Here is a 12,123-nt window from a genome sequence, read left to right as displayed (position 1 = left end):
TGGCGTTGGAGACGGGGAGCCGGTTTGCCATTCGGGAAGGTGGGCGCACCGTCGGTGCCGGCGTCATCACCGAGATCCTGAAGTAAGCATTCGCAGATGGGGGTAGTCAGTAGACGGTAGTCAGTAGAATGACGGGACAGCATCCTGCCGACTACTGACCTACCGGCTACTGACTACCTAATACCGTCTACCAACTACCGTTTTCACCATAGGCGAGTAGCTCAATTGGCAGAGCAGCGGTCTCCAAAACCGCAGGTTGCGGGTTCAAGTCCTGCCTCGCCTGCCTGAGATGACCACCGGCTTCATATAGCCGGTGGTCATTTTCCGCCAGGAAGTGGACCCTCGCCGAAGGTGGTCCGCCAGGAGTCCTTCCGGTGCAGGGCCAGTGCCCAGAGGGTGGGGCCGCGATAGAAGGTTCGCAGGCCCCTTTCGGCAGGCGACTGTGTGAGGCCTGCCGGGTAGATGACGGCAATCGAGATCTTGTGGAAATCAAAGGGGGAGCATGAGCCGTTCTGCCTCCGTCAAGACAAAATCAGATAATGCCCTGGTCCGCTATATCCGGGAGACTCGGGCGGAAATCGCTAAGGTCACCTGGCCCACCCGTGAGGAAGGTATTCGCCTGACCTGGGTTGTGTTGGTGGTGACTACCATTTCGGCGATTTTCTTATTCGCCATCGACTCCCTATTCAGCTTCCTCATTGCTCTGCTGATTCAGGTCACCTGAACGGCCAGGATAGCCCAGGCGCGCGGGGGGACTCTCCCCTTGGTTGGCCAGTCTGTCTGCGCCGCCTATTGGCGCGCCAGGGAAATGGTGGATGAGCGCCATGGCCAGTGAGTTCATCTTTGGACAAAATTGTGGTATTGTAAAAGGCAATCATCGACCCATCCTGCTATCTATCGTGAGAGCTGAACAGGAAGGTGTGCCCAGGCGACCTGTGACGTCGCGACATTAACATGGGGCTGGGCAGCCTGGCGCCGATGGACGAGCCAGCGGCGGAGTGGTGCTGGCAGAGAGGAGAGAGCCGTGGAGAGTGAACAAAAACAAGAGCGGCCTTCATCTGAAATTGATATTGATGCGGAATTGGCAGCCCTGGACGCCGAGATAGCCGCCCAGTTGGACGCTGAAGCCGAGGCAGAGGGCCCCCAACCCGAGTGGTTTGTCATTCACTGCTACTCGGGGATGGAAAATAAGGTCAAAAAGAATATTGAACACCGGGCGGAGTCCATGGGGATGACCGACCGCATTTTGCAGGTTGTCGTACCCACCGAGACCGAAATCGAAATCCGGAAGGGAACCCGCAAGGAGGTGGAGCGGCGTGTTTTCCCCGGCTATATTTTGGTCAAGATGATCATGGACGAGGACTCCTGGTATGTGGTGCGCAACACCCCTGGCGTGACCGGTTTTGTGGGCATGGGCAACAAGCCGACTCCCTTGCGCCAGGAAGAGGTGGACAAGATCATGAAGCGCATCGAGTCCGACGAGCCGCGTATCAAGGTGAGCTTCCAGCCTGGGGAACACGTGCGCATCATGAGTGGCCCGTTCGCGGAATTCAGCGGCGTGGTGGACGAAATCTACCCTGACAAGGGCAAGGCCAAGGTCCTGGTGAGCTTTTTCAACCGGGAGACGCCCGTGGAAGTGGACTTCTTGCAGTTGGAGCGGGATGTCTAAGCGGAGGATGTGCCGACCATCTACCGTCTACTGACTACTGTCTAATGTTTAATGTAGATGGTAGACGGTAGTCAGTAGACGGTAGGTTTTTCTGCAAGCTACTGGTTTATCTAATTCAAGGCTGGCATTCTGGGAGCTGAACCGCAGTCGCCAGCTGCGGCCCCAGCGAGCACCAGAACCAGAAGGAGTGACGGAAACATGGCAAAGAAACTGAAAGCGGTTGTTAAGCTGCAACTTCCGGCCGGCAAGGCTAACCCGGCCCCGCCCGTGGGTACGGCCCTGGGTCCCCATGGCGTCAACATCATGGGCTTCTGCAAGGAATACAACGCCCGCACCCAACAGATGATCGGGCAGGTCATTCCGGTTGAGATCTCCATCTACACCGACGGCTCTTTCACCTTTATCACCAAGACGCCGCCGGCCACCGACCTGATCAAAAAGGCGGCCGGGTTGGATAAGGGGAGCCCCGAACCCAACAAAACCAAGGTGGGTAAGTTGACCCGCCAGCAGGTTCGGGAAATTGCCGAGGTGAAGTTAAAGGACCTGCCGGGGGTCAGCCTCGAGAGCGCCATGCGCATGATCGAGGGGACGGCCCGCAGCATGGGTGTCACCATTCAGGACTGAGGGACGCCACCAGACCCGCCGGGGACTTCGCCCATCTTGCAGGCTCCCGGCCGAACCCAGTGAATCCTATCTGAATCTGTGGAAGGGACTTGTTCCCGCTATCACCACGAGGAGTTAAGATGCCAAAACACAGCAGGCGATACAGCGAAATTCGAGAAAAAGTGGATCGCAACGCCCTCTATCAGCCGGAGGAGGCGATCCATCTGGTTAAAGAGTTGGCCACGGCGAAGTTCGACGAGACCATCGAAACCCATCTGCGCATGGGGGTGGACCCGCGCCACGCAGACCAACAGGTGCGCGGGGTCGTGACCCTGCCGGCCGGGACTGGTCGGCAAGTCCGTATCCTGGTCTTCGCCGGGCCGGATGGCCAGGCGTTGGCCAAAGAGGCCGGCGCGGATTATGTGGGCGCCGAGGATCTGGCCGAACAGATCCAGAAGGGCTGGACCGACTTCGATGTGGTTCTGGCGACCCCCGACATGATGCGCATCGTGGGGCGGTTAGGGCGTGTCCTGGGCCCGCGTGGGCTCATGCCCAGCCCGAAGACGGGGACCATCCTCCCCGCGGAAGACCTGCCCCGGGTGATTCAGGAGGCCCGACTGGGCCGTGTGGAATTCCGGGTTGACAAGACCGGCAACATCCACGCACCCATCGGCAAGGCCAGTTTCGACGACAAGGCGCTCCTGAAGAACTTTGCCGCCCTGATGGAAGCGATCATGGCTGCCAAGCCGGCGACCCTGAAAAATGTCTACGTGCGGCGGGTCACCCTGGCCAGCACCATGGGCCCGGGCGTCAAGGTCGATCCCAATGCGGCCATGAACCTCCAGTTGGATAATGTGTCGTAACGGTGTGTCGTAACGGTGATGAGGCCATCTCCAATTTGGATGGAGCGACAGCCGCGGCTATAATGGCCCGGACAATTGAATAGACCCTGGGCGTGCCATGTCTGGGGTCCTCCCCCAGGCGGGAAGGATCCGGACGGTACATACCAGACTCTGTGCTGAAGACAGCAGGTGGACCCCTTAATTGCCCTTCTTGGGCAGCCTGCCTAGGCTCGAGCCCACAATCGTGTCCAATCAGGACGAACTCCGCCCACTCTGGCTGGAGCCAGTTCCTGGAATTGTTTTGTCCACTGTGGCGTCTTCATGCAGGCATGGAGACGCCATTTTGGTTTTATAGCCTAATCCTACTAGAAAGGAGGGAAGACGCTTGGCCATTTCACGTGCGAAGAAGGCGGAGCTGCTCGAGCACTATAAGGAGCTCATCAACAATTCTTCCGCCCTGGTCTTCACCAACTACCTGGGCGCCAACGTGTCCCAGCTCCAGTCGTTGCGGGTCAAATTGAAGGAAACCGGCACGACCTATGCCATCGTGAAGAATTCTATCTTTGCCCTGGCTTTGGAGCAATGTGGCAAGCCCCAGCCCGATGGCCTGCTGGAAGGCCCGAACGCAGTGGCCTTTGTGGGTGATGATATCGGCAAAGGGGTTTCGGCGCTGCGGGACTGGATCAAGAGCGAGCGCATCCTGGAGATCAAAGGCGCCATCCTGGAGTCGTCGGTGTTGGATGCCTCGGCGGCCGAAGCCCTGGCAGACCTGCCCACCCGCGAACAGGTCCTGGCCCAGATCCTGGGTGCCATCAGCGCCCCGGCCGGCAACCTGGTCCGCATGATCGGGGCCCCATCGGCCAGCCTGGTCCGGGTGCTCAACGCCTACGTCGAAAAGCGCAAGGAGACCGAGGCAGCCTGAACCCGCTGGGCACAGGCCATGTCGTCGCCCTGGAGGCGATGGCAACCGGGGGCCGGCTCTGCCGGTTGCCCCACCTGACAAGTTATGCGTGAAAAATTTAATTTGAATTGAGGAGGATTTTGAACCATGGCTGATTTGCAGGCAATTAAAGAACAGCTGGATAGCCTCACCCTGGTGGAGGCTGCTGAACTGGTGAAGATGCTCGAAGAGGCTTGGGGCGTCAGCGCCGCCGCTCCCGTGGCGGTGGCAGCGGCGGCTCCGGCTGGCGGTGCCGCCGGTGGCGAGGCCGTGGAGGAGCAGACCGAGTTCGATGTGATCCTGAAGGACGTGGGCGCCAAGAAGATCAACGTCATCAAGGCGGTGCGGGCCATCACCAACCTGGGCCTCAAGGAGGCCAAGGACGTGGTCGAGGGTGCTCCCTCCACCATTCTCCAGGGCGTGAGCAAAGAGGCCGCGGAGGATGCCAAGGCCAAGCTCGAGGCCGAAGGCGCGGTCGTCGAGATCAAGTAAAGCTCTTCCCGAGAGGACCTCTCATCAGGCCCGATGGACAGGTGCCATCGGGTTGGAAAACAGGCGGAAAGGGATTCCCTTTCCGCCTGTTTTTAGTGGGAATGGGGTTTCCCTGCCAAAAGTCCGCCAAATACGGGTCAGGGTTCGGCGGCTGCCTCCATCTGGAGGAGCGCTTCCTCAGGGGTGAGCTCCCCGCGCAGGACCGCCTGCTGCAGCGACTGGATGTTCCGGGAGAATTCGGCGAACGCCCGCCCGTTGGGCAAGGCCACCGCTACCTCCAGCTGTCGGGACAGGAAATCCAGATAGCCTCCATGATCAGGCCAGGCTTCCAGGCTGTTGCGCCGGCTGGGCAGGTAATGGGCCAGGGCCGTCCACTCTCCCTGGACTTCAGGGGCCAGCAACTCCTGGACCAGGGCCAGCGCCAGGGTCCGTCGCGCCGGGTCGTTGGTCAGGATGGCAAAGGCCCATGTGCGGGCGATGGTTGCCGGGAGACCCTGACGGGTGGGCACCTGGGCATAGCCCAGGCCATTGCCAGCCCCATCATCCTGGAGAAAGGTATGGGCTGAGACATGGGCCATGGCCCCGGCACCTGCGTGGAATGCGGTCCAAACCGCGTCCAGATCGGCCAGGGTCAAGGCTGTGTCCGGCAGAATGCCCCGGCTGTGGGCCTGGTGCAGGAACGCCAGGACGGCCTGGAGCGCTTCCGGGTTGCTCAGGCCGCCGTTTTCCAGGAGCTGGCCACCGGCCCCCACATATTGGAGCAACAGGGAATCGTTGCCATAGCCATCGCTGCCCCCCAGGGGCATCAGATAGCTGGGGCCCCGCTGCAGCAGCTCTTCCCAGGTGGGGGGCGCTGGATTCACCCGATTGGGGTCGTAGACCAGGTGGATCACATCCGCCAGGTAGGGGATTCCGTAAACCTGCCCCTGGTAGGTGACGGCGTCGAGGGTGAACTGATAAAAATCGGCAATCTGCACCTCGTTGGCCACATCCAGTGGCTGGATCAGACCCACATCCACCAACGGCCAGAGCTGCTGGGTATCCAGGAGAACCAAGTCGGGCAGGATAGCCGGCGCCACCCGTTGAGCGCTGCGCAGGTAGTTGCCCATGCTGGCTGTCCCAAACTGGGCTTTGATGTGAACCTCCAGGTTGACGCCGTTGTGTGCCTGTTCAAAGCGCTGGTAGGCGGCAGCCAGGATGGCCCTCTCCCGGTCATCTGCCCCTGCCTCCAGGAAATCCGGCGCCCAGACCACCAGTTGTTGCTCCCGAGGGGGCAGGGAGGAGATGTCCGGCGCGATGGGCGGCCCTGGGCGGTTGTCGGGGGGGGGCAGGGCGGGAGATGGGCTGGTCGGGTTTTCTGCCTGGGGGCTGCGACACGCGCCCGCCACCAGCAGGAACACGAGCGCCGCCAGCATCCACCAGGGCATGTTCCTGGTGCGCGGCAATCGACTTTTGTTGGCACTGTGGACACATGAGGTGGTGAAATCCATGGGGCGGAGATTCCCGTTCTGGCCCGAGTTGACGTTGCCGCGCCCATTATAGCATACCGCCATCGCATATGGCCCAGGGCCGATCGAAACGACATGGCGAAGGAGCGGCCGGGCCACTGGCCCTTGCGGCCTCCATCCCATTCCCCACCGGCGGCGGTTGTTTGCATAAGATCCATTTGGCAAGGCCAATTTCCCTGTGTTAGAATCAGCATGCCATGCCAGCCGCTGAAGTCCGATCCCGCACAATGGATTCCTGGCCCATCCATGGACATGGGTGGGCGGTCCATCTCCTGCAACAGGCTGTGATGCAGCCCCAGGCCGGCGAGGTAGCCCTATCGTCGGGTCTGCGCCATGCCTACCTCCTGGTCGGTCCCCCCCAAGTGGGCAAGACGACCCTGGCCCGGGTGTTTGCGCAGGCGGTTCTCTGCCAGGGGGAAGGGGTACGTCCTTGCGGGCGTTGCCGCTCCTGTGGACTGATGGGGAAGGGGAGTCATCCTGATTTCCGCTTGATTCAGCCCACGGATCGGGATGGCCACCCCGACCGGGCCAATGGGACGCTGCGGGTGGAGCAGGCGGCCGATATCATCCACGAGGCCTCGTTGCGGCCGGTGGAAAGCGCCAGTAAGTTTTTTTTGATCCAGGACTTTCACACAGCCAACGACAGCTTTGCTAACAAGCTACTCAAGACGCTGGAAGAGCCGCCGCCCCACGTGATCCTCTGTCTGACGGCCTTAAGCCGCCAGGACGTCCTGCCCACCATTGCCAGCCGCTGCCAGGTGCTGGAGCTGCGCCCGCTTCCCCTGGAAGAGGTCCGGGCTGCGCTGGAAACCCAGTGGCAAGTGGAGCCGGCCCAGGCGGAATTGTTGGCCCGCCTTTCCCAGGGACGCCTGGGGTGGGCGGTCCGCTACCTGCAGGATGGGGAGGCTGCCGCCGCCCGTCAGGAGCAGCTGAGCCAGCTGGCCCAGTTGGTGGTCGCCGACCGGGTGGAACGGCTCCAGTTCGCAGAGAAGCTGGCCAGCCAGCGGGACGATCCGCAGCTCTTCGCCCTGCTAGAAGGGTGGACCCTCTGGTGGCGGGACGTGATGTTGGCCCAGGCCGGCTGCCTGGAGGAGTGCAATAACGTGGATCATCTGGAGATCATCCAGCAGCATGCCCGCCAGCTGTCCCCCCAGGCGGTACGCACCTATGTCCAGACCCTGGGGCGGGTGGCTTCTTACCTGCGCCACACGGTCAACAAGCGGCTGGCGCTGGATGTGCTGCTGTTGCAGATGCCCCGGGCCAAAGCTTCCTGAGCACGGAGCTTGCTGGTGGGTGGGCAAATGCCTGCCACCCGGGCCGGGGCGACGTGGGTGCACGTTAACAGCTGGATAGAGAACGAGGGCCAGAAACAGCACAGGCGACCAGGAGCTGGACCGCAGCCCGGCCGGCCTGTTTGACATAGATACCGTGTTGGCTCCAGGGCGGTGCCAGCACGGTTCGAAGGAGAAACTGCACATGCCAATAGTCGTCGGAATCCAGTTTAAACCGGTTACCAAGATCTACCACTTTGACCCGGGCGGCCTCCTCGATCTGGCGGTGGGCGACTACGTCATCGTGGATACGGCCAGGGGCCAGGAAGTGGCCCAGGTCATCCAGCCCCCCCACGAGATCGATGAGCGGGACGTGGTGGGCGAGATGAAGAGCGTCGTCCGCCGGGCCACCGCCTGGGATCTGGTGCAGAAAGACCTGTGGGCCCACAAGGAACAGGAAGCCCTGGCCATCTGCCGTACCAAGGCCCGGGAGCACGGCCTCCACATCAAGATCGTGCGCTGTGAGTATAACTATGATGGCGGTCGGCTGCTGGTCTACTTCACAGCGGAATCGCGCGTGGACTTTCGAGCACTGGTGCGGGAGTTGGCCCGCATTTTCCACACCCGCATCGAGATGCGTCAGATCGGTGTGCGGGATGAAGCCAAGCTGCTGGATGGGGTGGGCAAATGCGGCCGTCAGCTCTGTTGTACCAGCTGGCTACGGGAATTCACGCCGGTCAGCATCCGGATGGCCAAAAACCAGCAGCTTCCCCTCAACCCCGATGAGATCAGCGGGGTCTGCGGGCGTCTGCTCTGCTGCCTCTCCTACGAGGACGCCCACTACAAGGAGCAGAACAAAAAGATGCCCAAGCTGGGGGCCGAGGTGGTGACCCCCCAGGGCGTGGGGCGGGTGCGCCACTTACATCCCCTGCGGGAGACGGTCACCGTCATGTTGGAAAACATGGTCCTGGCTGAATTCCCGGTGGCCGAGCTCATCAGCCAGAAGGGGAGCGCTGGCGCCAGCTGTGGTACCTGTGGGGGCTGCACGGTCAAGCGCCGTGCCAGCGCCGAGGCAGACAACGCCCGTGTCCTGCAGCGACGCAAGCGGAAAAAGGGGGAGCAGGACACCTCTGAAGAGTCTGCAGGGACGAAATCAGGGCGGCGCAGCCGGCGTCGACGTCGACGGCGCTCTCGGGGCCAGTGAGGCCCAGGGGCGCCAGGAACTGTGCCGGATTCACCCACGACAGTTCACCCGGCCCGGTTTGCACTGCATCAAGGGTTCACCCGAACCGCTCCTACGAAGACGGGGGAAGTCGACCAGCGACTTCCCCCGTTTCTCTTTCGTGGCTGATTCCATGGCTGGCGTGCAAAGGGCTTTCCAGGGCCGTCCAGTGTCAGCCTGCCGCTCCAGAGGCGCCGTGTGCTGCGGGGGGTGTCAGACAGCCGCGATCAACAAACGACCTCCGCCATGGGTACCCGTTGGCGGGCCCATGTTCTGGGCCGGTATCTGTCCGGCTGGATCTTATGCCTGCTCGGTGGGAGGCACCAGGTTCGGCGGGCGCTGGAAGATGGAGAGGCGCACCGCCGTTCGTTCATTGCCCTCAATTTCCACTTCTGTGAAGCTGGGCACAATGACCAGGTCAATGTGATCCTGTTCCAGATAGCCTCGGGCAATGGCAATGGCCTTCACCGCCTGGTTGACAGCGCTGGCGCCGATGGCCTGTACTTCCGCATAGCCTTGCTCCCGCATGACCCCGGCGATGGCGCCGGCAACAGCCGTAGAACGAGATTGAGCAGAAACCTTGATGAGTTCAGCCATGGAACTTCGCCTCCTGTCTGTAGTTGCTCCACGGCTGGCCCGGACGGCCGGACCAGCGTATCACGCCTGACGGACGACTGTTGTTATTCCTCTTGACGGCTATCGGCTGGAACGGATACGTGCTCACCTCAAATTTCCAGGCGTTGACCCCGGTATCTCTCACAAAAGTTGACCGAATTTATAGAAAAATGTTACCTGAAAGCCCGCCTGTTCAGCAAAAAGTTGTGCCACAGGTGTGACGGCAGGGGGCGCAGACGGCCTACTTGGCGTATTCCACCGAACGGGTCTCCCGGATCACCGTCACCCGGATCTGGCCCGGGTATTGGAGGTTGTCCTCGATCTTTTTGGCGATCTGCTTGCTGAGTTCGATGGCGGCCAGGTCGTCCACCACCTCTGGCCGGACGATCACCCGGATCTCCCGGCCGGCCTGGATGGCGTAGGTCTGGCTGACGCCTTCAAAGCTGTTGCCGATCTCCTCCAGGGCTGTGACCCGCTTGATGTAGGTTTCCAGGCTTTCCCGTCGGGCGCCCGGCCGGGCCCCGCTGATGGCGTCCGCTGCGGCGACGATGACGGCTTCCACCGATTGGGGCTCCACTTCGCCGTGGTGGCTGGCAATGCAGTTGACCACCGCTTCGCTGACGCCGTAGCGCCGGGCGATTTCGGCGCCCACGATGGCGTGGGGCCCCTCGATCTCGTGGCTGACGGCCTTGCCGATGTCGTGGAGCAGGCCGCCCAGGCGGGCCACCTTGACGTTGGCGTGGAGCTCGGCCGCGATCATGGCCGCGATGTGGGCCGTCTCGATGGCGTGATAGAGCTGATTCTGGCCGTAGCTGGTGCGGAATTTCAGGCGGCCCAGCAATTTCTGGAGCTCCCGGTGCAGGCCCTGGGTGTTGGTCTCGATCATGGCCTGCTCGCCCGCTTCCAGGATGATCTGTTCGATCTCGTGCCGTGCCTGCTCCACCTCTTTCTCGATGCGGGTGGGATGGATGCGGCCGTCGGTCACCAGTTTGCTCAGGGCCATGCGGGCAATCTCCCGCCGTACCGGGTCGAAGCTGCTGATGATGATGGCCTCGGGTGTGTCATCCACCACCAGGTCCACCCCTACTGCCTGCTCGATGGCGCGGATGTTGCGTCCCTGCCGGCCGATGATGCGCCCCTTCATCTCGTCTGAGGGCAGGTCTACGCTGCTGACCGCGTATTCCGAGACATGGTCGCTGGCCAGCCGTTCGATGGCCATGGCGATGATGGCCCGGGCCCGGCGATCGGCCTCGTCCAGGGCTTCCGCCTCCACCTCGCGGATGGTACGGGCCATCTCCTGGCGCGCACTCTTTTCCACCCGTTCCAGCAGCACCTGGCGCGCCTCTTCTTCGGTCATTTGGGCCACCCGCTGGAGCTCGGCTGCCCACTCTTCTTCCATTGTGTTCAGGCGGGCTGCCTTTTGCTCCAGCTTGGCCTCCCGCTGGTTGAGTTTGCGCTCTCGATTTTCCAGCTGTTCCAGACGGCGTTCGGCGCTGTCCAGCCGGCTCTGGAGACGCTCCTCAATCCGCTCCAATTCCTTGCGCTTCCGATCCAGCTCGGCCTCCATCTCGTTGCGGAGGCGTACCTGTTCCTCTTTGAGCGCAAGCTCTCGCTCTTTGATTTTCGTCTCAGCCTCCGCCAGCAAGCGGCTGGCCTGCTCTTCTGCGCTCTGCAACAGCTGGCGCTGGCGGTCCTGTTCTTGTTGTAAACCTGTCACCCGGCCCCGATTGTAGGCCAGGTAGGCGGCCACTGCGCCGCTGAGCAGGGAAAACAGGAGGATGAGCACGATTGTGAGTACTATGTCTCCCATCGGTTGTTCCTCGGTCTCTACAGTTCAAGTATCAAATATGAGGTACTGGTTTGAATTTCTCTTCATCCGGGTTACATGATCAGGTTGCATGGATGACCCCACTGCCGAATGGGTTTGGGCACCGCAGAGACACAGAAAAGGCCGAGGTTTTCGATGGGCTTCCTCGGTTGCCATCGTGGCCGCTTCGCCTTCATCCACAGATGACACAGACTATACTGAACTGATTATCCAGGTCAAGCTGGATAAAAGTCTGTGCTTATCCGTGGAATCTGTGGATGAAAACACAGGCCAAAGATCGTGCCCGGTGTCTCTGGGATACTCGGTCCCCTGTTGCAGTAGCGTCCTTCCTGCCCCCTGTGATAACAAAAAACGCTGTAGCAGCCGCTACAGCGCAGGAAAATTTCCGTTTCGGTCGGTTCCGGGTTTGCATCGGACTGAGACATCCCGGCTGCCTTTGTTTCCTGGGGGCATAGAAACCTGCCTGAATGGGGCAGGCTGCTCTGGCCATACGCCAGGAGCCAGAACGGCTATCCCGAGCGCCATCCATGTCCAGTGCTCAGCCCGGGAGCCAGAGACCGAATCGGAAATTGGGAAACGCTGGTGTCATGCAATGGGCACTCGCCGCAGACCTTGGGAAAGCGACCGGTGTTGCCAGGCCAGTCTAGCGTCAATGCCACGGCAGAATTTCAGCGGCACGGCCTGCGGTGGCAACCGTCGGCGTATGTCTGCCAGGCTTTACGAGATGGGGCCAGTCGGCTGGAAGTGCTACGGCAATCCCTTTGCCCTTACGATCCGGTGTCCATGCGGTTCAGGATCCAGCCTGCACCTGTTCCTGGGCCGCAGCGACTTCGTCCCCATTCCTGGATGGACGAGGTGGCAGCCCCACTTTGGCACGGATCAGGTTGTCAATCTCCAGGGCCAATGCCGGGTGTTCCCGCAGATATTCCTTGCAGGCTTCGCGCCCCTGCCCCAACAGCTCATCTTGATAGCGGTAGTATGCCCCGCGCTTGGACAGGATGTCATACTCCACGCCGAGGTCGATGAGGTCGCCTTCGGTGCTGATGCCCTCGTTGTACATGATGTCGAACTCGGCGACTTTGAAGGGGGGGGCGACCTTGTTCTTTTTGACGGTGACCCGGGTGCGGTTGCCG

General features: G+C 61.5%; 12 protein-coding genes, 1 tRNA gene and 1 pseudogene. 10 read left to right on the top strand and 4 right to left on the bottom strand.

The window, feature by feature from the left end; genetic code table 11:
- From FKZ61_RS23255 to rplL, 8 genes are all read left to right on the top strand, one after another.
- Positions 1-86 (top strand): EF-Tu C-terminal domain-related protein (locus FKZ61_RS23255; RefSeq protein ID WP_141609621.1); only part of this gene is annotated, 86 nt, incomplete at its 5' end.
- Positions 87-210: 124 nt separating this feature from the next.
- Positions 211-283: transfer RNA gene (locus FKZ61_RS23250), tRNA-Trp, on the top strand.
- 219 nt (positions 284-502) lie between these two features.
- Complete coding sequence (secE, locus tag FKZ61_RS23245; protein WP_141612556.1) at positions 503-724, top strand: preprotein translocase subunit SecE; 222 nt, start codon at positions 503-505, stop codon at positions 722-724.
- A 300-nt stretch (positions 725-1,024) separates the two neighbouring features.
- Positions 1,025-1,669, top strand: a complete 645-nt coding sequence (nusG, locus tag FKZ61_RS23240; protein WP_141612555.1) for a transcription termination/antitermination protein NusG — start codon at positions 1,025-1,027, stop codon at positions 1,667-1,669.
- A 198-nt stretch (positions 1,670-1,867) separates the two neighbouring features.
- The gene (rplK, locus tag FKZ61_RS23235) at positions 1,868-2,293 is read left to right on the top strand and encodes a 50S ribosomal protein L11 (RefSeq protein WP_141612554.1); all 426 of its coding nucleotides are present in this window, start codon (positions 1,868-1,870) and stop codon (positions 2,291-2,293) included.
- Positions 2,294-2,412: 119 nt separating this feature from the next.
- Positions 2,413-3,135: a 50S ribosomal protein L1 gene (gene rplA, locus FKZ61_RS23230; RefSeq protein WP_141612553.1), complete on the top strand. Its 723-nt coding sequence runs from the start codon at positions 2,413-2,415 to the stop codon at positions 3,133-3,135.
- 364 nt (positions 3,136-3,499) lie between these two features.
- Complete coding sequence (gene rplJ / locus FKZ61_RS23225) at positions 3,500-4,036, top strand: 50S ribosomal protein L10 (protein WP_141612552.1); 537 nt, start codon at positions 3,500-3,502, stop codon at positions 4,034-4,036.
- 126 nt (positions 4,037-4,162) lie between these two features.
- Positions 4,163-4,546, top strand: coding sequence for a 50S ribosomal protein L7/L12 (rplL, locus tag FKZ61_RS23220; RefSeq protein ID WP_141612551.1), 384 nt, complete (start codon positions 4,163-4,165; stop codon positions 4,544-4,546).
- A gap of 137 nt (positions 4,547-4,683) precedes the next feature.
- Here the strand turns inward: rplL and FKZ61_RS23215 are convergent, their stop codons facing one another.
- Positions 4,684-5,961, bottom strand: coding sequence for an extracellular solute-binding protein (locus FKZ61_RS23215; protein WP_170200226.1), 1,278 nt, complete (start codon positions 5,959-5,961; stop codon positions 4,684-4,686).
- Positions 5,962-6,341: 380 nt separating this feature from the next.
- Between FKZ61_RS23215 and FKZ61_RS23210 the strand changes: the two genes are divergently transcribed.
- On the top strand, positions 6,342-7,328 hold the full coding sequence (locus FKZ61_RS23210; protein WP_170200224.1) for a DNA polymerase III subunit: 987 nt from the start codon (positions 6,342-6,344) through the stop codon (positions 7,326-7,328).
- A gap of 202 nt (positions 7,329-7,530) precedes the next feature.
- Positions 7,531-8,529: a PSP1 domain-containing protein gene (locus FKZ61_RS23205; RefSeq protein WP_141612548.1), complete on the top strand. Its 999-nt coding sequence runs from the start codon at positions 7,531-7,533 to the stop codon at positions 8,527-8,529.
- A 318-nt stretch (positions 8,530-8,847) separates the two neighbouring features.
- On the opposite strand, the gene FKZ61_RS23200 is transcribed toward FKZ61_RS23205, so the two are convergent.
- The 3 genes and pseudogenes from FKZ61_RS23200 to FKZ61_RS23190 form a co-directional block, all read right to left on the bottom strand.
- Positions 8,848-9,144 (bottom strand): stage V sporulation protein S, encoded by a 297-nt coding sequence (locus tag FKZ61_RS23200; RefSeq protein WP_141612547.1) that lies wholly within the window; start codon positions 9,142-9,144, stop codon positions 8,848-8,850.
- Positions 9,145-9,403: 259 nt separating this feature from the next.
- Positions 9,404-10,972 (bottom strand): ribonuclease Y, encoded by a 1,569-nt coding sequence (gene rny / locus FKZ61_RS23195; RefSeq protein WP_141612546.1) that lies wholly within the window; start codon positions 10,970-10,972, stop codon positions 9,404-9,406.
- An 808-nt stretch (positions 10,973-11,780) separates the two neighbouring features.
- A pseudogene (locus FKZ61_RS23190) lies at positions 11,781-12,123 on the bottom strand (recombinase RecA); the annotation flags it as partial.

The organism is Litorilinea aerophila (assembly GCF_006569185.2).
GTDB lineage: Bacteria > Chloroflexota > Anaerolineae > Caldilineales > Caldilineaceae > Litorilinea > Litorilinea aerophila.
This window is presented reverse-complemented; position numbering and strand designations above follow the sequence as displayed.

Excerpts from the sequence above, each read along its gene's own strand:
- secE (WP_141612556.1), top strand. The coding sequence starts at position 503 with ATGAGCCGTTCTGCCTCCGTCAAGACAAAATCAGATAATGCCCTGGTC.
- rplK (WP_141612554.1), top strand. The coding sequence starts at position 1,868 with ATGGCAAAGAAACTGAAAGCGGTTGTTAAGCTGCAACTTCCGGCCGGC.
- rplA (WP_141612553.1), top strand. The coding sequence starts at position 2,413 with ATGCCAAAACACAGCAGGCGATACAGCGAAATTCGAGAAAAAGTGGAT.
- rplL (WP_141612551.1), top strand. The coding sequence starts at position 4,163 with ATGGCTGATTTGCAGGCAATTAAAGAACAGCTGGATAGCCTCACCCTG.
- FKZ61_RS23215 (WP_170200226.1), bottom strand. The coding sequence starts at position 5,961 with ATGCTGGCGGCGCTCGTGTTCCTGCTGGTGGCGGGCGCGTGTCGCAGC.
- FKZ61_RS23210 (WP_170200224.1), top strand. The coding sequence starts at position 6,342 with ATGCAGCCCCAGGCCGGCGAGGTAGCCCTATCGTCGGGTCTGCGCCAT.
- FKZ61_RS23205 (WP_141612548.1), top strand. The coding sequence starts at position 7,531 with ATGCCAATAGTCGTCGGAATCCAGTTTAAACCGGTTACCAAGATCTAC.
- FKZ61_RS23200 (WP_141612547.1), bottom strand. The coding sequence starts at position 9,144 with ATGGCTGAACTCATCAAGGTTTCTGCTCAATCTCGTTCTACGGCTGTT.
- rny (WP_141612546.1), bottom strand. The coding sequence starts at position 10,972 with ATGGGAGACATAGTACTCACAATCGTGCTCATCCTCCTGTTTTCCCTG.